The organism is Candidatus Protofrankia datiscae, assembly GCF_000177615.2.
GTDB classification, from domain to species: Bacteria; Actinomycetota; Actinomycetes; order Frankiales; family Frankiaceae; genus Protofrankia; species Protofrankia coriariae.
In genome coordinates this window covers 1199963-1224185 of sequence record NC_015656.1, presented here as the reverse complement: position 1 = coordinate 1224185, position 24223 = coordinate 1199963, and the positions used below count along the sequence as shown (strand labels likewise).

The window sequence follows — 24223 nt, the reverse complement described above, 5'->3', positions numbered from 1 at the left end:
GAAGCACCGGTCTTGGTCGTCACTCTCCCAACGGTAGCGCTCGCCACCGATGCTTCTCGACCGGGTTTCCCAACAACGACAGGTGCCGGACGCCGACGGCTCCGCTCGGGCCCACCGAGCAGCGCGGGCCAGGCCCGCGGGGCGGCACCGACGGGGCCCGGGGGACGGCGCCGGCGGGACCCGGGGGCCTGGCGGGGCGGCGCCGATCAAGCCGGCGGAACGCCGATCAGGCCCGCAGAACGTCGCCCGACTGCGCGAAGGCCGCGGCCAGCGCCTCCCGCCAGGGGCGCAGCGGCCGCAGCCCGGCGTCCGTCCACGACCGGGGCGAGAGCACCGAGTAGGACGGGCGCGGCGCGGGACGCGGGAACGCGTCCGTCGTCGTCGGCCTGACCTTCTCCGGGTCCATCCCGAGCTCGGCGACGATCGCGCGGGCGAAGCCGAACCAGGTCGTGTCGCCACCGCCCGTGCAGTGATAGATCCCACTGGCGGCACGGCCGGCACCGGCGGCGGACACCAGGTCGATCAGCCCGACGGCAAGATCCACCGACCAGGTCGGGGAGCCGCGCTGGTCGTCGACCACAGCGAGGGTGTCGCGCTCGCGGGCGAGCCGCGCGATCGTCCGGACGAAGTTGCGCCCGGACGCGCCGTACACCCACGCCGTGCGCACCACACAGGACGACGGGCACAGCGCGAGCACGGCCTGCTCGCCGGCAAGCTTGGTTCGCCCGTAGGCGGAGCGCGGCGCGGTCGGGTGGTCGGTCTCGTACGGCTTGTCCGCGGCCCCGTCGAAGACGTAGTCGGTGGAGATGTGCACCAGGGTCGCGCCGACCTCCGCACAGGCGGCGGCCAGGTGCGCCGGCGCGGCGGCGTTGACGGCATAGGCCCCGGCCTCGTCGGACTCGGCGCCGTCCACGTCGGTCCAGGCGGCGGTGTTCACGACCACGAGGCCGCCCTGGATCTTCGCCGGCCGGGCCTGGTCGCGGACGACGGCCCGCACCCGTGCCGGGTCGGTGACGTCCAGCTCGACCCGGGTGAGCCCGGCCCAGGCGTGGACCCGTTCGTCCGCCTCCAGCAGCCGACACAGGTCCACCCCGAGCTGGCCGCCGGCTCCCGTCACCATCACGCGCACCCGGCAAGTGTCGCAGACCCAATTACCCGACCGGACGCGCACCCACCGCCCATGAAGTCACATGCAGTATCCACGTAATTGCCAACGGCAATTGGCAGCTAAACTCAGAAGCGGCCCGTTGACTATGGGCTCAGCCGGCCAACGGCGGCCGGTTGCCGTCGTCCTGGAGAGATGGCGATCGTCGACTACTCGGAGATCAGACTGGTCTGGCCGACGGCCGGGATCCCGCGGCAGGCAGCCTCGACAGTCGATGCCCGCCGCGGACAGCCCGGCGCCGGCGCCCCTGCCGCCGGCACGCCCCGGCCACGCGCCCGCCGGCCCCGGCCGCCGCGGGCGGTCGTGCTGCTGACCGTGCTCCACATCGCCCTGCTGCTGACCTACTCGTTCGCCTTCACCACCTGGACGGGCTACGACGAGGCCCAGCACGTCGACATGGTCTACGGCCTGCAGCACGGCGCTGGCTGGCCAGCGCCCGGTGAGCGGATCATCGCCTCGGGGGTCGCCGCGACCTCGGACGACTTCGACCGTGGCCGCTTCGCCGAGATGTTCCAGTCGGGCGGCCGCGACAACGGCGCGCCCCCGTTCGCCGAGATCGATCCGACCCCTCGTGACCAGCGCCTGTCCTTCGACAGGCTCGGTGGGCCCGCCCCGGTCACCGACGGGCGGCTGTCCAACCAGATGGTCCAGCACCCACCGCTGATCTACGCGATCGGGGCCGCCCTGCTGTCCGTCCTGCCCGGTTCCTCGAACTGGGCGTACGACCAGCAGGTCTGGGCGCTGCGCCTGCTGAACATCATCGTCGCGGCCCCGCTGCCGTGGCTCACCTGGGAGGCCTCCCGGCGGTTCGGGCTCAGCGCGCCGCTGGCCCAGGCGGCCGCTGCGGTACCGCTGGCCGTGCCCGGGCTCACCCGGGTCGGCGCCACGTTCAACAACGACGGCCTGCTGATGCTGTCGGTCAGCGGGATGACGGTGCTGCTTGCCGGCGTGCTCACCGGCGACATGCGAAGACGGACGGCGGTGGGCGTCGGCCTGCTGCTCGGGCTCGCCTTCCTCGCCAAGGCGCTCGCTCTGCCCCTGGTGGCCGTGGTCGCCGCCGCCTATCTCGCCGGCTGGGCCCGCCCCCGCCGCTCCCACCGGCCCGGCCGCCACCTCCCCCGATCTGTCGGCCCCCGATCTGTCGGTCCCCAGCCCGTCAGCCTCCGGCTCGCCGGTCGCCGCCTCCGCTGGTCGGCACGCCGCCCTCGCTGGTCCGGCCGGCGCGGCCAGCACGGCCCGCGCCGTGGCGGCTGGACCGTGCCCATCCGGGTGCTGCGGGCGCCGCCGGTGTATCCGGCGCTGCTCGCGATCGGGATCGCCTGCGCCACCGGCGGATGGTGGTGGGTCCGTAACTACGTCCTCTACGACGCCGTTCAGCCCAACGGATGGGCAACGGAACCCCCACGGCGCGAGCCGGTCCTGCTGCCGAAGTCCTTCTACACCTGGTACGAGTACTTCTGGCAGACCATCATCAGCCGGTTCTGGGGCGGTCTCGGGATGTTCGAGCCGCCCCAACTCTCCCCGGTTGTGATCGTCATCGCGACCACGGCCGTAGTGGGCTGCGTGCTGGCGGCGGTCGTCCGTCCCCGGGCCACCGGCGAGGCGCCCCGGGGACACCGGTTCACCTGGCCGCGCGCGGCCGTGTCCGGACGCGCGCTCGTGCTGCTCATGCCGATCCTGCTGGCCTACCTGCTGGTGGGCCAGCGCAGCTATTCGGACTACCTGAAGTACACCCAGGGCATCGCCATCCAGGGCCGGTACCTCTACATGGGCGTGGTCGGCCTCGCCGTCGTCACCGCCGCCGGCCTCGGCCGGCTGCTGCGTGGGCACGAGCGGGCCGCCACTCTGATCGTCCTGGTCGGTGCGCTCGGCATGCAGACGGCGGCGCTGTGGGCGGTGTGCGGGTACTACTGGCTGCCGCGCGGCGAGTCGGCCCCCCCGCTGCACGTCGCCGAGATCGTCACCGTGATCGGACGCTGGGCGCCGTTCCCCGTCGGGGTGACGATCACCGTCTTCGCCCTCTGCCTGGTGATCGCCTGCGTCACCGTCGCCGAGATGGTCCGCGAAGCCCGTCGATGTCCCCTGGAGGAGCCAGGCGGTTCCTCGGGGGAGCCAGGCGCCCCCACGCCGCTGCCCGCGGCGCCCGAACCGCCCGCACTGCCCGGCCTCCGCCCGGCCGGGACGGCCGGCACCCTCCTGTCCCCGGTGCAACGACCCGGGCCCGGCCAGCGGCCCTGGACCGGCAGACGGTCCCCGGCCAGGCGATGGCCCCGGTCAGGGCGTGGTGGCGACCGAGACCCGGGAGTGGTCGCCGAGCATCAGCCGGTGCGCCCGCGGCCGGGCCGCCGACGGGACGACCTCGACGTCCCGCCCGATCAGTGAGTCCTCGATCCGCCCGATCCCACGGATGGTCGCCCGCTCCAGCACGATCGAATACTCGATCTCGGTGTCCTCGATCGCGCACGAATGGTAGATCGAGGTGAACGGGCCGACATACGAGTCGACGACCCTCGTGCCCCGGCCGATGATCGCCGGCCCGCGTACGGTGGAACGCACCAGTGACGCGCCCTCCTCGATCACGACCCGGCCGACGACCGTGCTGCCCTCGTCGACCACGCCGCGGACGGCCGGCTCCAGCGACTCCAGCAGGTGCCGGTTGGTCTCCAACATGTCGTCGAGCCGCCCGGTGTCCTTCCAGTAGCCCTCGACCAGGTGCGGCGCGACCTCATAACCGCCGTCGACAAGCCACTGGATCGCCTCGGTGATCTCCAGTTCGCCGCGCGCGGACGGTTTGATCCCCCGCACGGCCTCGTGGACCGCCGGGCCGAACAGGTACACCCCGACGAGGGCAAGATCGCTCGGTGGCTGCCGGGGCTTCTCGACCAGACGCACGATCTGCCCGCCCGGCCCCAGCTCGGCCACGCCGAACGCGGACGGGTTGGACACCTTCGTCAGCAGGATGAGCGCGTCCGGCCCGCTGCGGCGGAACTCCTCCACCAGCCCCGAGATCCCGCCGATGATCAGGTTGTCGCCGAGGTACATCACGAACGGCTCGTCGCCAAGGAAGTCACGGGCGACGAGCACCGCGTGGGCCAGGCCCAGCGGCGCCTCCTGCCGAATGTAGGTGACCTCGATCCCCAGCTCGGCACCGTCACCGACGGCGGCCTCGATCTCCGCGGCGGTCTCCCCGACAATGATCCCGACATTCGTGATATCCGCGGCGGCTATTGCCTCCAATCCGTAGAAAAGCACCGGCTTGTTCGCCACCGGCACAAGTTGCTTGGCCGAGGTGTGGGTGATCGGACGCAGTCGTGTTCCGGAACCACCGGCAAGCACAAGAGCCTTCATGATCCGAACCTTATCGTGCGGCCGGACGGCGACCGTACAAGCCCACAGCCATAGGGCTCAATACCCGTCGAACGACATTGTTCCGGACGGCGTACCGGACGGCGTACCGAACACGGCGTACCGGACGGCCGGCGCTGGTTTCGGCCGGCCGCCGCGGTGGCCCGCGCCCCCCCGTCAGCCGCCGCCGAAACACCGGACCCATCGTCCTCAGGGCATCCCACAACGGGTGTGTCATGCCTACGGCGGGTACCTTCAGCAATCAGGACCACAGTTGTCCTCCGCGGCCATGACGACAGTCATGACATCAGCGGTACGGGGGTAACGCCGCGATGAATCCAGCAGCCGGCCCGCGAACACCGGCGGGATCCGTCGGCATGCCAGCCGAAGGCGGCACGAGCGGGCCACCACCGGCCCGGCCGGCCTCGACGGCCCGCCAACGGCACCATCACCCGGGACATAGTGGTAAACAGGACCATATCCGGGGACGCGGGACACATCGGGCGGTGTGTACGTCCGTGGGCCGGTGCCAGGCCATGGCGGGGGTGGGAGGTACGGCACGGTGACCGCTACGACCAGGGTTTCCGTGGACCAGCCTGCCAGCACCACGCCACCGCCGGGCCCGCGCCGCGTCCGAAGGGCCCGCCCGAGGGCGAGGTGGCGATGGTTCCTGCGCACCGCGAGGGAACGCCGGCGGCAACGCTCCCTGACCGGAAAGCTGCTGCTTGCCCTCGCCGCCGTGCTGTCGATGTCGATCGTCGTGACGAGCGTCGGCGGCTACTTCGCCTACCGCTATTTCGACTCCCAGATCACCAGGGTCACCCTGGCGCTCGGCGACGACCACGAACGACCGGCCGCGGCCCCGCCCGGGAGCACGAACTTCCTGCTGGTCGGATCTGACAGCCGGGCGGGCACCGGCAACATGTACCAGCGCCAGGAGGTCGTCGCCGGGGAACGCTCGGACACCACCATGCTCGCCCATCTGGACGCGAACGGAACAACCACGCTGGTGTCGTTCCCCCGGGACACCCTGGTGCGCGTTCCCGGCCACGGCCGGAACAAGCTCAACTCGGCGATCACGACCGGCGGCCCGTCGCTGCTGATCAAAACGATCGAGAACCTCACCGACATCAAAATCGATCATTTTGTGTCGATCGACCTCGCTGGCTTCAAGGCCATGACGGACGCCATCGGCGGGGTGACGGTATGCGTCAGAGCACTGCCGGACGGCAGCAGGTCCAACCTACGTGACGACTACTCACAGTGGCGCGGTGTCGTGGGCGAGAACCACCTCGACGGCGAACAGGCGCTGGCCTTCGTCCGGCAGCGCTACGGCCTGCCGGACGGGGACTTCGACCGGATCAGACGCCAGCAGCAGTTCATCAGCGCGGTGTTCCAGAAGGCCACCAGCAGCGGGGTACTTACCAACCCGGCCAAGCTGGAGGGCCTGCTCACGGCCGCCACCGGCGCGTTGACCGTGGACGCCGACACCACCGCCGACGACCTGCGCAACCTGGCGACCCGGCTGCGGGGCATGTCCGCGAACGCGATCAGGTTCGAGACCATCCCGGTCCACTCGCCGACGAGGGCCGAAGGGGCGAACGCGGCCGGCGAGATCGCGCCCTTCGGCTCCGTCCAGATCTACGACCCTGACGAGCTCGAGACGTTCCTGGCGCCGCTGCGCGGCCGTGGGAGCTCCGCGTCACAGCCGTCCCAGCGCCCCGGAACACCGACGCCGGTGCCGACACCGCCGGCTACGGCGATGACGCCCACGCCCACCGGCAGGACGCCGCTACGGCCGTCGGCGATCACGCTGGACGTTCTCAACGGCACCCCCACGGGCGGTCTCGCGACCAATGCGGCCCGGGAACTGGCCGCGGCCGGCTTCCGGATCGCCCATGTCAGCAGCGCGGCCAACCGGCACGCGGCCACCTCGCTGGTGCGCTATGGCCCGGGCAGCCTCGCCGCGGCGCGTACCGTGGCAGCCGCTGTCCCCGGGGCACAGCTGCGCGAGGATCCGTCCCTGTCGGAGCGTGTCACGCTGGTGCTCGGGACAGGCTTCAAAGGGGTGAACACAAAGGCGCTGGCAGTCACCCCGGGGCCGACCGACGCCCCGACCGCGAGCCCGGAAGATGCCACCCGGGCCACCGACCCGGAGGGCACCGCCCGCCCGGACAGCGGCGCCGGCGCGACAGACACGGGCGGCACGGGCACGGGTACGGGCACGGCAACGGGCCGACCCGCCTCGACAGGCGCCCGGCCGAGCCCGACGCCACCGCCACCGCCCGTCACCGCGGCCGAGCTCACCGCCGGCTGCACGTTCTAGCTCCAGCCCCGTCGGGTCTGGACCCGTCAGACCAGGCCAGGGCCAGATCAAGGTCAAATCAGGTCCCGCCCAGGGCCAGACCCGGTCGTCCAGGGTCAGGAACAGCCGCGGAGCTGGCAGGACCGGCCCGGGACAGCTGCCGGCCGTCCCTGGACGGGTGCGCGGTGTCTCGTTTCTCTCGTTCGGCGGGCCGGAGCGTCGGCTGTCCGCTGGCTAGAATCGCTGCGAACCGGGAGCAGTCGATCCCGGATCACCAGCGCAGCCAATGCCGTCTGCCATCCGCCGCGTAGGGTGCCGGCACAGCGCGGGTGGGCCTTATGGCGGGCCCGTCCGTCTCGGACACCCGATCCGGCGAACCATGACCTGAGTGACGATGATGTTACTTATGACTCTTCCCAGCACCCGGTGGTGAGCTGTCGTTCGCCTCATGGCAACGTCAGAGCGGCTCAAAGCGTCCTAATCAGACAGGGCCACACTGCCTCGTGGAGACCGACACCGCCACAGAAGTCGCCCCGGCCGAGGAGGACTGAACAAGCCGGTGAGTCGCAGACCTGCGCGCCGGCCGGCATTGCCCGCCGAGCTCAACCCAAGGCTCCCCCGGAGCGCGCGCCGCCATGGGCGCTCACCGCTGCGCGTGCTGTCGGTCGGGGCGGCCGCCGCCCTGTCGGTACTGGTCCTGGCGGTCAGCTCCATCGGGTGGGCGGCATACCGCTACTTCAACAGCTCGGTCACCGGGGTCGCCTGGTCGCCCGGCGGCAACCGGCCGGTCGAACGGCCCGGGGAGATGAACATCCTCCTGCTCGGGGACGACAGCCGGACGGGCACCAACGGCGAGTACGGCCAGGTCGACGGAGTCCGCTCCGACACCACGATCGTGGCCCACTTCGGGGCGGACGACTCCGTCACCCTGGTCTCCTTCCCTCGGGACACTCTCGTGACGGTGGCCCCCGGCCTCACGAAGACACCCCGGGACGGCAAGGACAAGCTGACCGACATCCTGTCCTACAGCGGGGTGGAAGGGCTCACCCGCACGCTGGAGAATCTGACCAGCCTGAAGATTGATCACTTTATCACGATCGACCTCGCCGGCTTCAAGACCATGACCGACGCGGTCGGCGGGGTGGACGTGTGCGTGGCGCCGCTGCCCGGCGGCGGCACGTCCAACCTGCGCGACAACTACTCGCAGTGGCGGGGGAAACTCGGCGTCAACCATCTAAACGGCGACCAGGCACTCGCCTTCGTCCGCACCCGGCACGCGCTGCCGGACGAGACCTACCGGGTCGCCCGCCAGCAGCAGTTCCTGTCGAAGCTGCTGGACAAGGCGACCAGCGCGGGCGTCCTCACCAATCCGGTGCGGATCACCCAGCTGATCGGCGCTGTCGGCGGCTCGCTCAAGGTCGACAACGGCCTCACCGAGAACGGCGCAATGATCAAGATTGCGCAACGGCTCAGCGCGATTACCAGTGGAAAAGTGACATTTATCACTATACCCACCTTCGTGCCAACGAAGGCAGACGGTGCCATCAACGACAAGGGCGAGATCCCCCCACACGGCCAGGTGCTGTTCTACGACCGCGCTGGCCTGGCCACCCTGCTCGCTCCGCTGCGGCCCGCGACGGACAACCCGCCGGCCGCCGGCGGCAGGAGCGACGACGCAGCCGCCAGCCAGCCCTCGCTCCCGCCGGCCCAGGTGAGCATCGCCGAAGTCCGCAACAAGACCGGCCGCTCCGGCCTGGCCTCGCAGACGACCGACGCCCTCAGCGCTCTGGGCTTCGCCGGCTCGATGCGGAAGACCACCGGCCCGGCCGGACAGGTCATGACGGAGATCCGCTACCCCGCCGGGCAGAAGGAAGCCGCGCAGACGCTCAGCCGGCTGATCACCGGCTCGCAGACCGTCGAGGATCCGACGATCAGCCGGGGGCTGGTCGTCGTCCTCGGCGCCTCGTTCACCGGTGTGACCAGCGCGCTGGACCTGCCCGCCGCGCCCGGTAGCGCGTTGCGCGGGGCGGTGGGAGCCGGCTCGGCCAGTGGCACGACAGCGGCCGGAGCGGGGGCAGCACCGGGCGCACCCGCGTCAGCGGCACCGACCGTCGCCCCAGCGAACACATCCTGCACACCTTGAGCAGGCACAGCTTTTCGTGATCAAAACTCTCGTGGCCGGCACGCCTGTGGCCGGCATGCCGTGGTGCCGGCCGCACCGCCGGCTGAAACCCGCCGGAACGAACGCTGGCTGACATGCCGGCCGACAAGGCTGGCCGGGGCGCCGACCATGCCACCAGAAGACCGGCCGGACCGGCAGTGCTCTACCGTAGGCGTCCCATGAGTACGAGCATTCGATGAGTTCATCGCCCCTGCCCGCGGGACGCCTTCTCGACGGGGTTCTCACCGGCGTCCTGGACGCCGCTGAGACTGCCGTGCCCGCGCACGCCCTCGGCGCTCCAGCCAGCGTGGGCGCTCCAGCCAGCGTGGGCGGTTCAGCCGACGTGGCCGGTGTCGCCGCGCTGCTGGCCCGTCGGGTGCGCGCGGACGCGGGACGTCCGCTGCTGACCTTCTACGACGACGCCACCGGCGAGCGGACCGAACTGTCCGCCACCACCATCGACAACTGGGTGGCCAAGACCGCGAACCTGCTCGTCGACACACTCGGTGTCACTGCGGGTGAAACCGTCCGGATCGCCCTGCCGCCGCACTGGCAGACCGCGGTGGTGCTGCTCGCCGCGTGGTCGGTGGGCGCCCAGGTGGGTGTCCACCAGCCCGGCGCCGCCACCGGCGCGGGTACCGCGGCCGGCGAGGGTGTCGCGGCCGGGACGGACAGCCACGACGACCCGCCGGTAGCGGTGTTCGTGACCGAGCAGGCCGTGGACGACCCGGCCGTGGTGGGCGACGGAGCTGAGATCATCGCGCTGTCCCTGCGCCCACTGGGTGGGCGGCTGGCCCAGCCGGTGCCAGGGGTGCTCGACTTCGCGGCCGAGGTCCTCAGCCACGGCGACCGCTTCACCCCGCCGGCGCCACCGGCGAACCAGCGGTTCCTGGCCCGGCTGGCCGGCTACTACGCGCGGACCTGGGAGCTGGCCGCGACGGACCGTGTGCTGACCACGGCCGGCTACGACACGCCGGACGGCCTGTTCGGCGGCCTGCTGGCCCCGCTGGCCGCCGGCGCATCGGTGGTCCTCTGCCGCCATCTCGACCCGGGCCTGCTCGCCCGGCGGATCGCCGTCGAGCGCGTCACCGCCATATGCGCCCCGACCCGCTACGACCCGCCCCGGCCAGTCGCGTCCGAACCAGCCGACCCGACCAGACCGCCCAGACCGGACACCCCCGCGGAGCGGGCAACACCCACCGTCCGCCACCTCACCACCGGCCTACCGTAACCGGACGCGTCAGCTGTACGTCGCAGAACGGACACCATCCCATGCAGACGGCCACCAGCTGTCAGAGAAGCAGGCCCCTCCCCCGGCGCGTGGCGCCGGGGGAGTCAGAGGGTGACCTCGCTGAGTTCGCCGGTGGCCACGTCGTAGATGAAGCCCCGGACGGATGTCGTGGCGGCCAGGAAGGGGTTGGAGCGCAGCCGCGCGATGGACAGCCGCACGTTCTCCTCGAGATCGGAGAACGCGTGGACGGGCCAGTCCGGACGGGCACCGGTGCGTTCGAGCAGCTTGTCCCGGAACCCGTCATCGGTGATCGAAATCATCCCGCACTGGGTGTGGTGCAACAGGATGATCTCGGTGGTGCCCAACTCGTGCTGGCTGACCGCCAACGAACGGATCATGTCGTCGGTGACCACTCCGCCGGCGTTGCGCAGAACGTGCGCGTCGCCTTCGCCCAGCCCCAGCAGGGCGTGCACGTCCAGACGGGCGTCCATGCAGGCCAGGACCGCGACCCCGGTGGTCGGACGGGCCGACCGGGCCCGCGGCTGACCGCTGCTCCGCCGGGCGGCCGCGAAGTCGGCGGCACGCCCCGCCAGGACGTCGGTGACGCTGTGGGAACTTTCCAGGCTTGACGGATCATCGCGAGCGTCGACCGTGGTCATGGTCGTACAACCTCCATCGGCGCGGTGCATGCATCGGCACGGTGGGCATATCGGACAGCGGGTACATCGGACGGTGAGCACGGCCACCGGCGATCCGTGCGGCACACGGCGACATCGCCATGCGGATCGCCGTGGCGGCACCGACAGCGCATGACGCCCCGCCGCACCCCGATGGGCGCCGCCGCGGGGCGAACGGTGTCGGGCCGCCACCACGGCCGGCCCCAACCAGCATGACGCGGCCACACCGATTCCGCCAGCGTTCGCCGCGGCAGGCGGCGTCACGATGCCGGCCGGGTCGCGTCACGATGCCGGCCAGCCGTTCAGGCCGGCCAGGTGCAGATCCCGGCCAGGTGGCGCTGTCGGCCAGGCCGCCCGCGGGCCGGCCGAGTCGTGCGCCGGTCGGGTCGTCGCTGTCCGCCAGGTGACGGCTGTCCGCCAGGTGTCAGGCCGGAACAGCACCCCGCAGGCATCACCCGCCGGGACACGGGGTCATACTTACCGTGAGGAGATCGGCAACTGAACGGCCCACAGACGTGACACAGACGTGACACGGGTATGACACGGACATGGCGTTGGTGGGCTGCGTACCCGGCCGGGTAAACGGCGATCGCGGTCAGAGCGTAGTCACGGCCGCTCCCCGGCCGCCGGCGACGGCCGGGAACCCGGGGGGGGTCGGATGGGTCCAGGACAGCGGTCTGTACGCTCAGCCGGTGACACAAACCGGTCGAGATCACATGAGGTGAGCGTGGCATCAATGGACGACGGTTCCAGGCGGTCGCGCTGGCAGCTACTTGCTCATGAAATGGCGAAGTTCGGTGTCGTAGGCGGCTTCTGCTACCTCGTCGACGTCCTCGTCTCCAATCTGTGCCATGGCGTTCTCGGTATAGGCTGGCTCAGCGCGAAAACCGTCTCCACCATTGTGGCCGCAACCTGCGCCTACATTGGCAACCGGCACTGGTCCTTCACGCATCGCGCACGTACCGGCCTACGGCGTGAATACACCCTCTTCGTGATCCTCAACGCCATCGGGCTCGGGATCGCCCTGGCCTGCCTCGGGATCGCCCGCTATGTGCTGGACCTGAACAGCGTACTGGCCTTCAACCTGGCCGGAAACGTGGTCGGCACCGGCCTCGGCACCATCTTCCGGTTCTGGGCGTACAAGCGGTGGGTTTTCCTGCACCCAGACGACCCGAAGGCCGTGCTGCACGCCGAGACCGACGCCCGGCGCGGCCAGCGCCTGCCCGAGCCGGTAGGCCGCCTGTAACCGCGGAAAAGCCGCTGGTAAACATCTGGGACGGATTGCACCGGAACGGATGCTCCTGGTTTTCCAGCGTGGTTCCGTTCCTGTGACGGCCGCACCGTACGGCACTTTTCGCCCCGTCTCGGCCGACTGGCCGGCCCCGGGCCTGCTCGTGTCCCGGCCGGCCAGGTGAACCAGGGCCGACCACGAGGAGAACCGCCCCGCGGGACGACATGCCGCCGGAGGCCGTCGCTGCCGTACCCATCGCATGGTTTGCCCGTCCCGCGGCCTGTCGGGTCTGTCGGGCAGCCGTTCGCCGGTACATACCGGTCGGCCGGTTCAACCGGCACGGTTTGGCTGGCACGACCCACCGGCACGGTTCGATCAACGCGGCTCACCCGCACTGCCCGGGAATGCTGCCCGGGCAGGCGGTGTGGACGCTCCCGCCGTCGCGCGTCGGCGTCAACATGCTCCCGGGCCGGCAACCAGGAATCCGACGCACGGCAACCCTGCGTAGTATCAGCCAAGGTTCACAGACGCACCGGGGAGGATTCGTCCCGCCTCGGACACCGTCGGCGCAGCCACCATGCCCAGGCCGTGTCCGATGGATGCTGGCCGACGCGAGCACCGCCCGCGCGATCGGACATCCGTCGGGTACAGCCCACCCCGTGACCCGGACCATGGCCGCCGCACCGGATGATGTGCCGCCGTATCCACGCAGACCGCATCAGAAGATCTGCATACCTGACCCGCCGGGGGGGACGTGGCAACCGGACTGACACTCGCGGTCGATATCGGCACTGGCTTCACCATGGCCGCGACCGCCGTCGACGGCCGATCGGAACCCTTACCGCTAGGTCCGGACGGACCAATGCCCGCCGTTGTCAGCCTGAGCCACGACGGCCGGCTGCTGACCGGCTCGGCCGCCGTCGACATCGCGGTGACGCATCCCGACCGCGCGCAGCCCTGCCCTCTGCGGGCGCTGGAGAGCACCGAGCAGGTGCAGCTCGGCGGCACGGCCATCCCCACGATCGAGCTGGTCGCGGCCCTCCTGCGCCAGGTCTCGCACGAGGCGATGAGCCGTTTCCCGGGCCCGCCGCCGGCGCAGGTGGTCCTCACCGCGCCGGTCCGCTGGGGTTCCGCCGAGGTCGAGCGGCTGCGGGCCGCCGCGTTCCGGGCGGGCCTGACCAGCGTCACCCTGCTCCCGGAACCAGTCGCGGCGGCCCGCTGGCAGGCCGATCCGGCCGGTTTCCAGCCGGGGACGACCCTCGCCGTCTACGATCTTGGTGCCACGAGCCTGGCGACGACCGTTCTCACCGCGACACCCGGCGGGTTCGACATCCGCGGCGAGCCAGGCGGCAACCCCGGCTTCGGGGGCGACACGATCGACGACATCCTGCTGCGCAGGATCGGCGAGCGGGCCACGAAGACCGACTCACAGGCCTGGAACGCGCTGTGGGCCGACCAGAGCCCGTCCGGCCAGCGGTCGCGCAGCCAGATACGTCAGCAGGTCGTCGCGGCGAAGGAAGCATTGTCGACCGCCACCAGCCACACCGTCCGGGCCGGCGGATCCGTCGGGGACATCGAGCTCACCCGGGCGGACCTGGAGGCCGTGATCGAGGGCGAGCTGCGCGCCACCGTGGCGGAGCTGATCCGGACGGCCGAGAGCGCGGGTGTGCGGCCAGGCGGGCTCGCCGAGGTGTTCCTCGTCGGCGGATCGACCCAGATACCGCGGATATCAGCGCTGCTGCTGGAAATGGTCGGCGTCTCACCCCGCCCGCCTCGCGACCCGCGGTACGCGGTCGCGCTGGGCGCACTGGTCGCCGTCGGCGCGGCCAGTGGCCCCGCGCCGACGGGCCACGGGCCGGGGCGCCCGGCCGGTGGGGCCGCGGGGATCGGTGGGGCTGCGGGGGCCGCCGCGGCCGGCGGGATCGTGGGGGCCGCGGCGGCCGGTGGGGCCGTCCCCGCGCAGCCTGGTCCCGACCTCAACGCGACCCGTTTCCTCCCGGAGGCCGGGCCGGCCCGGGCGGCAGCCGGCCCCGACGCGGAGCCACGCCAGGGGCAGGAGCAGTACCCGTCCGGGCCGCAGGGGTCGTACCAGCCCGGGACACCGGACGAGTACGCGCCCACCGCCAGGGCCCCGTACGGGCAGTTCCCGCCCGGCGCCCAGCACCCCTATCCGCCGACCACCCCACAGGGCGGCTTCGCGCAGTCAGGCGGATATCCCCCGCCTGGCTCCTATCCGCCGCCGGGCGGATACCCGCCGGGCGGCTATCCGGCCGGTCCGTACCCGGCGGATCCGTACCAGCCGGGCCCGTACCCGGCCGGCGGACCGCCGGGACAGCCGACACCGAGACGAACCGGGCTGATCATCGGAATCGTTGCGGCTGTCCTGATCGCCGTCGCCGTCCCGGTGATCGCGCTGACCGTGGCCGGTTCCGACAAGCCCGGGGGCAGGGCGTCCGCCGGCCCGACCCTGCCGGTGATCCCCGCCGGGCCGACGGGCGCCGCCACGTCGACGTCCGGACGGCCGTCGGCGACCCCGGCCACGACACCGCCGAGTGCCAGGTTCACCGGCGGCCTCACCGCCGCCCAGAGCGACCTGGAGGCGACGCTGGATCCCACCGAGATAGACGACTGCGTGGGGAACTCGGACGACGAGGACTCCGACATAGAAGCGTCCCTGACCTGCCGGTCGAGTAGCGGGACGCTGGTACGCGCCTTCCACTACTACGACAGCGGCTCACTGCGTAACGACATCGACTACCGGTCGGGCCAGATCACCGAGGACGGTTCCTGCCGTACCGGCAGGAACCGTATTGAAACCTGGCATGTGACCAGCCGGCCGAACGTGGACGTCGGATCACTGCTGTGTTATCACGACGGCGGTAACTATGTGATTTTCTGGAGCTACGACGACGATCTCACCGCCTTTGCCGCCCAGGGTACCGACGCGGCGGCCCTCTTCAAGTGGTGGCAGGGATTCGACCCGCTGGCCTGACCCGGTCGCACAACCGGCGGAAACAACCGGACAACCAACGAGAAAAACCGCCGGCAGGAACAACCGCTGACAGCGGGCGGCCGCCAACGGAGATAACCGCTAACGCGGATAACCGCTGTCGTCGGCGGGGCCGCGCAGCCGTGCCGCGTTCTCCTCGGCCAACCGGTAGAGCGTGGCATACACCTCCTCGACATGGGGCAGGTTCACCAGTACGAGCCGACCGCGCTGCCCCCCGCTGTCGATCGAGAGTGTGCCGGATCCCACCAGGCCCTCCCAGAAGGAACGGCTGAACGAGACGTCGCTGAGCCGGAGCAACGGGATGTCCCGGCCGTAGCGGGAGAGGATTCCCGCGCGGACGACGACCCGTTCCGTCGTCACCACGTAGCGGGTGGTTACCCATCGTAACCACGGCCGCAAGCTTGTGAAGAAGAGCAGGACCGCCCCGGCCGCGACGATCAGCCACTGGGCCGCCTGCTGGAACGAGCCCGCCGGGACAGCCCGCACACCGAAGAGGGTCAGGCCGAGAAGCACGACGAAGGCCACCGCTGGTCCGGTCAGCCTGATCCAGTGCGGATGCAGATGTAACACGACCTGTTCGTCGCTGGTCAGAATGTTGTCCGGGAATCCCACCCGGCGATGGTCTCACCGCCGCGGCGGCCGACGGAGCCGAGGGGCGGGCCGAACCGAGAGGCAGGCCGAGCCGAGGGACGGCACACCATTACAGCCATGGCCGGGCGTCACCGACGGCGCGGTTGCCCGCGGGCGCGTGGGCCAGCCGGGTGTCCACCGCCAACCGCTCAGGAGGCGGTAGCTCTACCCGAGAGCGCACGGGCCCGAGCCGATGGTGGCGCCGGCGAACGTCAGCGGCGGCTTCACCGAGGACGCACGGGCCGGGGCGGGGCGTCAGCGGAGGTGGACGACGTCCCCGGCGGCGAACGCCCGCCCGTCGACGACCAGCCGGCCGTGATCGTCCACGTCGGTCGCGGTGCCCGTGACCACCGATCCGTCGGGCAGCTCGACCCGTACCCGCTGGCCGAGCGTGTCGCACACCGACCGGTAGGCGGCCGCGGTGGCGGTGGGCTCGGCGAGCCAGCGCCGGTACACCCTGACCAGCCCCCGCAGCAGCTCGATGAGCAGTTCCCCCCGGCCGACGAGTGGCCGCGACTCCTGCCGCTGGCGCAACGCGACGCTGGTGGCCCCCGGCGGCAGCTCGTCGACGTCGTTGTCGACGTTGAGGCCGATGCCGACGATCACCGCGACCGTCCCGGAGCGGTCCCGGTCGGGGACGGCCTCGGCGAGGATCCCCGCCAGTTTCTCGCCGGCCACGAGCACGTCGTTCGGCCATTTGAGGCCCGCCGGTATCCCCGCGAACTCACGCAGTGTCGAGGCCAGCGACAGGCCGGTGACCAGCGGCAGCCAGCCCAGCGCTCCCGCCGGCACTGCCGGCCGCAGCAGCACGGAGAAGGTCAGGCCCGCGCCCGACGGCGACGCCCACGACCGGTCGAGGCGCCCGCGACCGGCCCACTGGTGCTCGGCGACGAGCACCAGGCCCTCGCCGGCACCGGTCTTCGCGGCGGCGACGAGGTCCGCGTTGGTCGAACCGGTCTCCTGGACGACCCGAACACTCAGGCCGTCCCCGGCGAGCGCGGCCGCGAGCAGGCCGGCGTCCAGCGGAAACCGCCGGTGCCGCGTCATCGATGTCCACATGTCAGCCAGAGTCCCACCGCATCCTCACCGCCGACGGCTGAAAGTCATATCGCACCGCGGCCACGCGCCCGGATCAAGAGGTAGTTGTCGCAGAATCGAGCACGGGAGGCCACGACGGCCGTACGCTGCCCGGCATGGCGCTTCCCGTTCCCGCTCAGAACCCCTCGCACGATCCGGTACCCGATCCTCTCACAACTGCCGGCAAAATCGCCGAGTTGAAGCGCGTGACCGACGAAGCGGTACATGCCGGTTCTCAACGGGCAGTCGACGCACAGCATGCCAAAGGCAAGTTGACGGCCCGTGAACGGATCGAGGCCTTCCTCGACCCGGGCTCCTTCGTTGAGACGGACGCCCTCGCCCGGCACCGCGCGCACGACTTCGGCCTCGACCGCAACCGTCCGTATGGTGACGGTGTGGTGACCGGTTACGGCACGGTCGACGGCCGCCAGGTGTGTGTGTTCAGCCAGGACTTCACCGTCTTCGGCGGCAGCCTCGGCGAGGTTCTCGGCGAGAAGATCGTGAAAATCATGGATCTGGCGCTGAAGACCGGCTGTCCGGTGGTGGGCATCAACGACTCCGGCGGCGCGCGCATCCAGGAGGGCGTCGTCGCGCTCGGACTGTACGGCGAGATCTTCTATCGCAACGTGCTGGCGTCGGGAGTCGTCCCGCAGCTCTCACTGATCATGGGCCCGTGTGCCGGTGGTGCCGTGTACTCCCCGGCCATCACCGACTTCACGCTGATGGTCGACCAGACCAGCCACATGTTCATCACCGGTCCGGACGTCATCAAGACCGTCACCGGTGAGGACGTCGGCATGGAGGAACTCGGCGGCGCCCACACCCACAACTCCCGCAGCGGGGTCGCGCACTTCCAGTCCGCGGACGAGGCTGACTGCCTGGAGACCGCCAAGGCGCTGCTGGCGTTCCTGCCGTCGAACAACCTGACGGACCCGCCCGTCTTCGCCGAGGTGGCCGACGTGGAGGCGGAGGTCACACCGGAGCTGGACACGTTCATCCCGGACTCGTCCAACACACCGTACGACATGCACACGGTGCTCGGCTACCTGCTCGACGACGGTGACTTCCTGGAGGTCCACGCCCAGTTCGCGCAGAACCTGCTCTGCGGGTTCGGCCGGGTGGACGGGCGTTCCGTCGGCATCGTCGCCAGCCAGCCGATGCATTTCGCCGGCACCCTCGACATCGACGCCAGTGAGAAAGCGGCCCGTTTCGTCCGGACCTGTGACGCGTTCAACATCCCGATTCTCACGCTGGTCGACGTACCGGGCTTTCTGCCCGGAACTTCGCAGGAATGGAACGGCATCATCCGCCGGGGCGCAAAGCTTATATACGCTTATGCCGAGGCAACGGTACCAAAAGTGACCATCATCACACGTAAGGCATACGGTGGCGCCTATGACGTCATGGGCTCGAAACATCTGCGCGCCGACGTCAACCTGGCCTGGCCGACCGCGGAAATCGCGGTGATGGGTGCCCAGGGCGCCGTGAACATCATCTATCGGCGTGAGCTCGCCGCCACCGAGAATCCCGATGCCCGTCGCGCGGAGCTGATCGCCGACTACACCTCGCATTTCGCCACTCCGTACATAGCGGCCGAGCGCGGGTATATCGACGCGGTCATTCTCCCGTCGGAGACCCGGCGTGAGGTGATCCGGGCGCTGCGACTGTTGCGGACCAAGCGGGAGTCGCTTCCTCCCAAGAAGCACGGAAACATCCCGCTGTGACCCTCCCGGGAGCCACGAAAGGATGATCAGATGAGCAGTGCTGGCGACGGCCGCGTCCCACGCCCGCACCTACAGGTGGTACCGACGAACGCGTCCGCCGAGGAGATAGCCGCCCTGATAGCGGTGCTCTGCCTGTGGGCGGGGGCGGCGGCAGCCCCCGCCCCGCCCCCCTCGGCCTGGTCGGACCGGTCCGCGACGCTGCGACGAACCGTGCATTCCGGACCGGACGGGTGGCGTTGGACGGGATTCACTCCGGGTACCCGAACCCGAGCCGAATGGTAATCATTCGATCACAGTCGGATATCACCGACCGTTTCGCGGGGCCGGACATCCGCACCAGCTCCGCGAAACAGCGAGAATGGCAGGTTTGTGGGCGCCGAGGATACACATTCCCCGGCGCCTTTCATGATCGATTCATTACACCACCAACGCGATCTCGGCAAGCAGGGACCCGACCAACAAACCCAGCCGATCAATGTTGGTCATCGAGTCCACCACGGCGGCCACGGCCCTGGCGGTACAGGACCCGCACAAGGATTCCTTTAACATTGCCAGAACAACAGCCTGCGCCGCCGAACTCGCCTAGACTCAGCCACGCTGAACGAGGACGGGAGAAACGTGCGTAAGATCCTCATTGCCAACCGGGGAGAGATCGCTGTCCGGGTCGCCCGGGCATCCCGCGACGCCGGATATGCCAGTGTCGCCGTATACGCGGAGCCTGACATCGACGCTCTGCACGTACGCATCGCGGACGAAGCGTACGCCCTCTCCGGCAGCACACCGGGTGACTCGTACCTGCGGATCAACAAGATCCTCGATGCGGCTCGTGCCAGCGGCGCCGACGCCGTCCACCCCGGATACGGCTTCCTGTCGGAGAACGCCGACTTCGCCGAGGCCGTCATCGAGGCCGGGCTGACCTGGATCGGACCGCCTCCCGAGGCCATCCGGCGCCTGGGCGACAAGACCGCCGCCCGCCACATCGCCCTCGCCGTGGGCGCCCCGCTGGCACCCGGCACCCCCGACCCGGTCGCCAGCGTGGACGAGGTGGTGGCCTTCGCCGAACAGCACGGGCTGCCGGTCGCGATCAAGGCGGCGTTCGGTGGCGGTGGCCGCGGGCTCAAGGTCGCCTGGAACGCCGAGGAACTGCCCGAACTGTTCGAGAGCGCGGTGCGGGAGGCCACCGCCGCCTTCGGCCGCGGCGAGTGCTTCGTGGAGCGCTACCTCGACCAGCCCCGCCACGTCGAGACCCAGATCCTCGCGGACAGCCACGGCACGGTCGTCGTCGTCGGCACCCGGGACTGCTCCCTGCAGCGGCGCTACCAGAAGCTCGTCGAGGAGGCGCCGGCACCGTTCCTCACCGAGGAGCAGCGCACCTCGCTCTACGAGGCGTCCCGGGCGGTCGTCCGGGAGGCCGGCTACGTGGGAGCGGGCACGGTCGAGTTCCTCATCGGCCGGGACGGGACGATCAGCTTCCTCGAGGTCAACACCCGGCTACAGGTCGAGCACCCCGTCACCGAGGAGACCAGCGGCATCGACCTCGTCCGGGCCCAGTTCCGGATCGCCGAGGGCGAGGCGCTCGACCCGGTCGACCCCGCCCCCCGAGGGCACTCGATCGAGTTCCGCATCAACGGCGAGGACCCTGGCCGCAACTTCCTGCCGGCGCCGGGAACGGTCACCCGGTTCGTCGCGCCCACCGGGCCGGGCGTGCGCGTCGACACCGGCATCGAGTCCGGCGCCGTCATCGGCGGGGCCTTCGACTCGCTGCTCGCCAAGCTGATCGTCACCGGCGCGACCCGCACCGAGGCCCTGGAGCGTGCCCGCCGTGCCCTGGACGAGACAGTCCTGGAGGGCCTGGCCACGGTCCTGCCGTTCCACCGGGCCGTCGTGCGGGATCCGGCGTTCGCGCCGGCCGACGCCACCGAGCCGTTCCGGGTGCACAACCGCTGGATCGAGACCGAGTTCGACAACACCATCCCCGTCTTCACCGGCGGGGTGGACGCCGACACCGAGCAGGCGGCCCGCGAGTCGGTCGTCGTCGAGGTCGGCGGCCGGCGTCTGGAGGTCGTCCTGCCCGCGGGCTTCGGCGCGGTCGCCGCGGGCGGCCCGGCGGCCGGCGCTGGAGCAGCCCGGCCACGGCGGCGGTCCGGCGCCAAGGCCGCCCGCGTGGCCAGCGGGAACGAGCTGACCAGCCCGATGCAGGGCACCATCGTCAAGATCGCGGTCAGTGACGGGGACACCGTCGAGGCCGGTGACCTCGTCGTCGTCCTGGAAGCCATGAAGATGGAGCAGCCGATCACCGCGCACCGGGCGGGCACCGTCGCCGGGCTCACCGCGACCGTCGGCGCGGTCGTCTCCAGCGGCGCCGTCCTCTGCGAGATCAAGGACTAGTGGAGCCGGGGCCCGCCCGGCCCGCCCCGGTTCGTTCGTAGTTCGTAGGCTGGTGCTCATGGGCACCGACGGCGCGGACGACAGCGGGACGGACCGGGGCGGGGCCTACCCGCCGTCCGCGAGGAGTTCGACGCGGCCAGGCGGCGCGGCACCGGCGTCAGGATCGGTACCCGCCGAACCGGCATCGGCCGAGCGGCCGCCGCTGACCGGCCGGATCTACTACCTGGTGGGTGGGACGCTGCCCCCGCGGTACAACCAGTGGATCTCCCACGATCTGACCGGGCCACGGTGGCGCGTCCGGCAGGCGTCCCGACCGCCGCTGCTCATGCTGCCGTTCGCCGTCATGTTCGCGCTGCTGCCCGGGCGCCTCAACATCCGGCTCACCATCGCGATCGTCCTGCTGGCGATCGCGGTCGGCCTGGGGTTCGCCACCGCCGGTTACTTCCGCAACCGTCGTCTCGTCCAGCACGGCTTCCCACCGGTGTTCCCACCCGAGGAGGACGAGGACACCGGCCCCGAAGACGCCGGCCACGCGGCCACCGATCACGCTACTGCCGATCACACAAATATCGATCATGACCGCACGGGAACCGGCCGCGACCGCCCGGGGGCGGACGACCACTGACCCCCGGGCGGCCACGCAGCCGCCGCCCGGAACGACCCGTCAGCCGGACCGGCCCTCTGAGAGCCCTCTGACAGCCTCTGCCGGCCACACCCGCCGACCAGCACCCGCCGCCGGCGCGCGACCCGTCAGCCGCGGCTGTCAACCGCGGCTGGCGCTGGTCAGAAGCTCGCGAACAGGTCCCGGGGCATGGCGATGCGGGCTGCCTCGGTCAACGAGCCGGACACCGACGGGTAGATTGTGAAGGTGTGGGCCACCTGATCGACGGTGAGACCGTTGGCCACCGCCAGCGAAACCGGAAAGATCATCTCTGATGCTCGCGGTGCCACGATCACCCCGCCGAGGACGCTGCCGCTGCCAGGCCGGCAGAACAGCTTCACGAAACCGTCGGTGATGCCCTGCATCTTCGCGCGCGGGTTGCGCGCCAGTGGGAGGATCGTCGTTTGCGCCGCCACCGCGCCTGACTCGATCATTTTCTGTGAGATGCCGACCGTCGCGATCTCCGGCTCGGTGAAGATGTTGGACGACACGGTGCCCAGCCGCAGCGGCGTGACCGCCTCGCCGAGCGCGTGCCACATGGCGATCCGGCCCTGCATCGCGGCGACGGACGCCAGCGGCAGCACCCCGGTGCAGTCGCCGGCGGCGTACACCCCCGGCACCGACGTTCTCGACATCCGGTCGACCTCGATGTGGCCGGTCGGGGTGCGGCGTACCCCGACCTCGGCAAGCCCGATGTCCGACGTCCGCGGCACCGACCCGACGGCCATCAGGACGTGACTGCCGGTGATGGTCCGGCCGTCCGCGAGATCGACCTCGACGCTGTCACCGACCCGGCGGGCGGCCTCGGCCCGGGCCCGGCTGAGCACGGTCACCCCGCGGCGCTGGAAGACCTCCTCGAGCACCTTGGCGGCGTCCGGGTCCTCCCCGGGCAGCACCCGGTCCCGGGAGGAGACGAGCGTCACGTTCGCACCGAGCGCCTGATAGGCGCTGGCGAACTCGGCGCCGGTGACACCGGAGCCGACAACGATCAGATGCTCGGGCAGCTCCCGAAGATCATAGATATGACGCCAGGTGAGAATTCTCTCACCGTCCGGTTCGATGTTCGGAAGAACTCTCGGTGATGCTCCGGTCGCAATCAGGATGATGTCGCCGAAGAACGCCTCCCCGGAGGCGACCTCGACGGCGTGCGGGCCGACCAGCCGGCCGCGGGCGTGCACCACCCGGACGGCCTCCTTCTCCAACCGGGTCTCGATGTCGCGGGACTGCGCCGCGGCAAGCCCCCGCACCCGGGCGTGAACCCGCTCGATGTCCACACCGATGCCGGGCGGCAGCCCCGGGCCGGGCGCCGCCCCGGCGTCCCAGCCCGCCTCCGGCAGGACGTGCCCACCGTCACGCAGTCGGACTCCCAGGGACGGCGCCGCGGCCAGCTCCGTCATCGCGGCCGACGTGGCGATCAACGCCTTGGACGGGACACAGTCGGTGAGGACGCACGCACCACCCACCCCGTCCGAATCGACGAGCGTGACGAACGCCCCAAGCTCAGCCCCGACAAGAGCCGCCTCGTACCCTCCGGGTCCGCCTCCGAGAATGACGATTCGCGGCACCTGCGCGCTCCCTTCGGTGGGTGGGATTCCCACCAGCTATCTTGCCTTGTCCGATGTGTGAGCAACCATCGCATGAACAGTCACTCGGCCGACGTGCGCGGACGCTCCCCCGCCGGGCCGGCATCGGGCGGATCGGGACACCGATGGCCAAGGTCCGGGATGGTCGGGATCCGGGATGGTCGGGGTCTACACTGTCTTTCGCGTAGCTGTCGAACATCGACGACCGGATCCGCGGTGCCCCGCGGGAGACCGCCTGCCACCGCGACGTGGTTACGGTCCGCGTTGTCACACGAAGTCGGGTCCACGGACGTCGCGATCAGGATCCCACGGCCGCCCAGGTAGTTATGGTCGGATCGTGGTCGGATCGATCGTGGCACATCGGACGGGTCCGGGCAGATATACGGTCCGCGAGGTCGGCCGGAAGTGGCCGAGGGTTCCCCGCGCGGCGCATCCGCGCCCGCGGGGGGAGGAAGTGGGTACGGGTAGGGACCAGTGAAGATCCTCCAGGTAGTTCTTTGCCGCCGCGGCCACGACCTCGGCGCCCGGGCCGGTGAAGGACGCACACGATGACCTTGTATGCCGCCTACGGCAGCAACCTCGACCCGGCCCAGATGAAGGAACGCGCACCCCACGCCCCCGTCATCGGGACCGGCTGGATCCGCAACTGGCGGCTCACCTTCGGCGGCGAGGACGTCGGTTGGGAAGGCGCGCTGGCCACCATCGTCGAGTCACCTGGCTCCCAGGTGTACGTGATGCTCTACGACGTCGCCAAGCGTGACCTCAGGCAGCTCGACGTCTGGGAGGGTGTGGAGGCCGGCCTCTACACCCGCATCCGCGTGCGGATCTTCACCCTGGACGGCGAGACGTTGGCCTGGACGTATGTGCTGGACGCCTACGAGGGCGGGCTGCCGTCCAAACGGTACGTGGCCATCATGGCCGACGCGGCCGAGCGGGCCGGCGCGCCGTCCGACTACGTGGCCGATCTGCGCAACCGCCCCACCGCCTGACGCCCCGGTCGCGCTCTTCGTCGCGCGGCCTCTGCCGGTGCCGGCG

Annotated in this window: 17 protein-coding genes; 11 read left to right on the top strand and 6 right to left on the bottom strand. The window is 70.7% G+C overall.

What is annotated here, in order from left to right; translation table 11 throughout:
- Positions 1 to 226 precede the first annotated feature (226 nt).
- Positions 227 to 1120 carry a dTDP-4-dehydrorhamnose reductase gene (gene rfbD / locus FSYMDG_RS05080; RefSeq protein WP_013872522.1) on the bottom strand — a complete coding sequence of 298 codons (894 nt, stop codon included), beginning with the start codon at positions 1118 to 1120 and terminating at the stop codon, positions 227 to 229.
- A gap of 180 nt (positions 1121 to 1300) precedes the next feature.
- Between rfbD and FSYMDG_RS05075 the strand changes: the two genes are divergently transcribed.
- A complete protein-coding gene (locus FSYMDG_RS05075; RefSeq protein ID WP_013872521.1) occupies positions 1301 to 3547 on the top strand; it encodes a glycosyltransferase family 39 protein in 2247 nt (748 codons plus the stop codon).
- Here FSYMDG_RS05075 and FSYMDG_RS05070 read toward each other — a convergent pair.
- Positions 3440 to 4513, bottom strand: coding sequence for a glucose-1-phosphate thymidylyltransferase (locus tag FSYMDG_RS05070; protein ID WP_013872520.1), 1074 nt, complete (start codon positions 4511 to 4513; stop codon positions 3440 to 3442). The genes FSYMDG_RS05075 and FSYMDG_RS05070 overlap by 108 nt on opposite strands.
- Positions 4514 to 5072: 559 nt before the next feature.
- Here FSYMDG_RS05070 and FSYMDG_RS05065 point away from each other — a divergent pair.
- From FSYMDG_RS05065 to FSYMDG_RS05055, 3 genes are all read left to right on the top strand, one after another.
- Positions 5073 to 6836 carry an LCP family protein gene (locus tag FSYMDG_RS05065; protein WP_013872519.1) on the top strand — a complete coding sequence of 588 codons (1764 nt, stop codon included), beginning with the start codon at positions 5073 to 5075 and terminating at the stop codon, positions 6834 to 6836.
- A gap of 538 nt (positions 6837 to 7374) precedes the next feature.
- Positions 7375 to 8958, top strand: a complete 1584-nt coding sequence (locus FSYMDG_RS05060; RefSeq protein ID WP_131772197.1) for an LCP family protein — start codon at positions 7375 to 7377, stop codon at positions 8956 to 8958.
- A gap of 214 nt (positions 8959 to 9172) precedes the next feature.
- Positions 9173 to 10207, top strand: coding sequence for a TIGR03089 family protein (locus tag FSYMDG_RS05055; RefSeq protein ID WP_013872517.1), 1035 nt, complete (start codon positions 9173 to 9175; stop codon positions 10205 to 10207).
- 104 nt (positions 10208 to 10311) lie between these two features.
- Here FSYMDG_RS05055 and FSYMDG_RS05050 read toward each other — a convergent pair whose 3' ends face one another.
- Positions 10312 to 10866, bottom strand: a complete 555-nt coding sequence (locus FSYMDG_RS05050) for a beta-class carbonic anhydrase (RefSeq protein ID WP_013872516.1) — start codon at positions 10864 to 10866, stop codon at positions 10312 to 10314.
- A gap of 754 nt (positions 10867 to 11620) precedes the next feature.
- On the opposite strand from FSYMDG_RS05050, the gene FSYMDG_RS05045 reads away from it, so the two are divergent.
- Both FSYMDG_RS05045 and FSYMDG_RS22715 read left to right on the top strand, forming a co-directional pair.
- Entirely contained in the window at positions 11621 to 12130 is a 510-nt protein-coding gene (locus tag FSYMDG_RS05045; RefSeq protein WP_013872515.1) for a GtrA family protein, read from the top strand.
- 847 nt (positions 12131 to 12977) lie between these two features.
- Positions 12978 to 15107, top strand: coding sequence for an Hsp70 family protein (locus tag FSYMDG_RS22715; protein ID WP_165440837.1), 2130 nt, complete (start codon positions 12978 to 12980; stop codon positions 15105 to 15107).
- Between the two features lie 99 nt (positions 15108 to 15206).
- Here the strand turns inward: FSYMDG_RS22715 and FSYMDG_RS05035 are convergent, their stop codons facing one another.
- Both FSYMDG_RS05035 and FSYMDG_RS05030 read right to left on the bottom strand, forming a co-directional pair.
- A complete protein-coding gene (locus FSYMDG_RS05035) occupies positions 15207 to 15737 on the bottom strand; it encodes a PH domain-containing protein (protein WP_013872513.1) in 531 nt (176 codons plus the stop codon).
- 273 nt (positions 15738 to 16010) lie between these two features.
- The gene (locus tag FSYMDG_RS05030) at positions 16011 to 16802 is read right to left on the bottom strand and encodes a biotin--[acetyl-CoA-carboxylase] ligase (RefSeq protein ID WP_013872512.1); all 792 of its coding nucleotides are present in this window, start codon (positions 16800 to 16802) and stop codon (positions 16011 to 16013) included.
- A 146-nt stretch (positions 16803 to 16948) separates the two neighbouring features.
- On the opposite strand from FSYMDG_RS05030, the gene FSYMDG_RS05025 reads away from it, so the two are divergent.
- The 4 genes from FSYMDG_RS05025 (at position 16949) to FSYMDG_RS26745 (ending at position 21569) form a co-directional block, all read left to right on the top strand.
- Positions 16949 to 18556: an acyl-CoA carboxylase subunit beta gene (locus FSYMDG_RS05025; protein WP_013872511.1), complete on the top strand. Its 1608-nt coding sequence runs from the start codon at positions 16949 to 16951 to the stop codon at positions 18554 to 18556.
- A 30-nt stretch (positions 18557 to 18586) separates the two neighbouring features.
- Positions 18587 to 18838 carry an acyl-CoA carboxylase subunit epsilon gene (locus FSYMDG_RS24000; RefSeq protein WP_013872510.1) on the top strand — a complete coding sequence of 84 codons (252 nt, stop codon included), beginning with the start codon at positions 18587 to 18589 and terminating at the stop codon, positions 18836 to 18838.
- A 336-nt stretch (positions 18839 to 19174) separates the two neighbouring features.
- Entirely contained in the window at positions 19175 to 20944 is a 1770-nt protein-coding gene (locus FSYMDG_RS05020; RefSeq protein WP_013872509.1) for an acetyl/propionyl/methylcrotonyl-CoA carboxylase subunit alpha, read from the top strand.
- 58 nt (positions 20945 to 21002) lie between these two features.
- Complete coding sequence (locus FSYMDG_RS26745; protein ID WP_013872508.1) at positions 21003 to 21569, top strand: DUF5313 family protein; 567 nt, start codon at positions 21003 to 21005, stop codon at positions 21567 to 21569.
- Between the two features lie 158 nt (positions 21570 to 21727).
- Here FSYMDG_RS26745 and FSYMDG_RS05010 read toward each other — a convergent pair whose 3' ends face one another.
- On the bottom strand, positions 21728 to 23170 hold the full coding sequence (locus tag FSYMDG_RS05010) for an NAD(P)H-quinone dehydrogenase (protein WP_013872507.1): 1443 nt from the start codon (positions 23168 to 23170) through the stop codon (positions 21728 to 21730).
- 566 nt (positions 23171 to 23736) lie between these two features.
- Here FSYMDG_RS05010 and FSYMDG_RS05005 point away from each other — a divergent pair.
- Positions 23737 to 24177, top strand: a complete 441-nt coding sequence (locus tag FSYMDG_RS05005; protein ID WP_013872506.1) for a gamma-glutamylcyclotransferase — start codon at positions 23737 to 23739, stop codon at positions 24175 to 24177.
- Positions 24178 to 24223: the final 46 nt, after the last annotated feature.

What these genes read in the sequence shown, in the direction of transcription:
- rfbD (WP_013872522.1), bottom strand. Translation starts at nt 1,120, where the DNA reads ATGGTGACGGGAGCCGGCGGCCAGCTCGGGGTGGACCTGTGTCGGCTG.
- FSYMDG_RS05075 (WP_013872521.1), top strand. Translation starts at nt 1,301, where the DNA reads ATGGCGATCGTCGACTACTCGGAGATCAGACTGGTCTGGCCGACGGCC.
- FSYMDG_RS05070 (WP_013872520.1), bottom strand. Translation starts at nt 4,513, where the DNA reads ATGAAGGCTCTTGTGCTTGCCGGTGGTTCCGGAACACGACTGCGTCCG.
- FSYMDG_RS05055 (WP_013872517.1), top strand. Translation starts at nt 9,173, where the DNA reads ATGAGTTCATCGCCCCTGCCCGCGGGACGCCTTCTCGACGGGGTTCTC.
- FSYMDG_RS05050 (WP_013872516.1), bottom strand. Translation starts at nt 10,866, where the DNA reads ATGACCACGGTCGACGCTCGCGATGATCCGTCAAGCCTGGAAAGTTCC.
- FSYMDG_RS05045 (WP_013872515.1), top strand. Translation starts at nt 11,621, where the DNA reads ATGGACGACGGTTCCAGGCGGTCGCGCTGGCAGCTACTTGCTCATGAA.
- FSYMDG_RS22715 (WP_165440837.1), top strand. Translation starts at nt 12,978, where the DNA reads ATGCCCGCCGTTGTCAGCCTGAGCCACGACGGCCGGCTGCTGACCGGC.
- FSYMDG_RS05030 (WP_013872512.1), bottom strand. Translation starts at nt 16,802, where the DNA reads ATGACGCGGCACCGGCGGTTTCCGCTGGACGCCGGCCTGCTCGCGGCC.
- FSYMDG_RS05025 (WP_013872511.1), top strand. Translation starts at nt 16,949, where the DNA reads ATGGCGCTTCCCGTTCCCGCTCAGAACCCCTCGCACGATCCGGTACCC.
- FSYMDG_RS24000 (WP_013872510.1), top strand. Translation starts at nt 18,587, where the DNA reads ATGAGCAGTGCTGGCGACGGCCGCGTCCCACGCCCGCACCTACAGGTG.
- FSYMDG_RS26745 (WP_013872508.1), top strand. Translation starts at nt 21,003, where the DNA reads ATGGGCACCGACGGCGCGGACGACAGCGGGACGGACCGGGGCGGGGCC.
- FSYMDG_RS05005 (WP_013872506.1), top strand. Translation starts at nt 23,737, where the DNA reads ATGACCTTGTATGCCGCCTACGGCAGCAACCTCGACCCGGCCCAGATG.